Below are 431 nucleotides of genomic sequence, written 5' to 3'. Positions count from 1 at the left end.
GAAACCTGGGCCATTCATGGCGTTTACCCGACCATGGACTGGACACCGGATTCTAAGCAGTTAGTGTTCTGGGCCGGTGGTCATATTCAGAAGCTGAATATTGATGACGGCAACGCGCGCATTATTCCGTTTAAAGTCGAAACGGAAAAGAAAGTACAGCATGCACTGCGCTTTAAACAAAACGTTGAAGCTGACCAGTTTGACGTGAAAATGCTGCGTATGGCGCAAGTTTCACCGCAGGGTGATGCGGTGATTTACGAAGCTTTGGGTAGCTTGTATCAGCGTTCATTACCAAATGGTGAGCCGCAGCGTTTAACCAATAGCGAAGACTTTGAGCTGTACCCACAATACTCGCGCGACGGTGAAAGCGTAGTATTTGTTCGCTGGAATGACGAAGAGCAGGCACAGGTTATTGTTCGCGATATTAGCTC

1 protein-coding gene is annotated in these 431 nt (G+C 48.3%); it reads left to right on the top strand.

The genetic code is table 11. The features are described 5' to 3' along the window. Positions 1-431, top strand: a 431-nt coding sequence (locus B3180_RS07955) for a TolB family protein (RefSeq protein ID WP_414654044.1), incomplete at both ends; no start/stop codon positions are given.

The organism is Idiomarina sp. UBA4206, from assembly GCF_002383015.1.
In the GTDB taxonomy this organism is placed as follows: domain Bacteria; phylum Pseudomonadota; class Gammaproteobacteria; order Enterobacterales; family Alteromonadaceae; genus Idiomarina; species Idiomarina abyssalis.
This window is presented reverse-complemented; position numbering and strand designations above follow the sequence as displayed.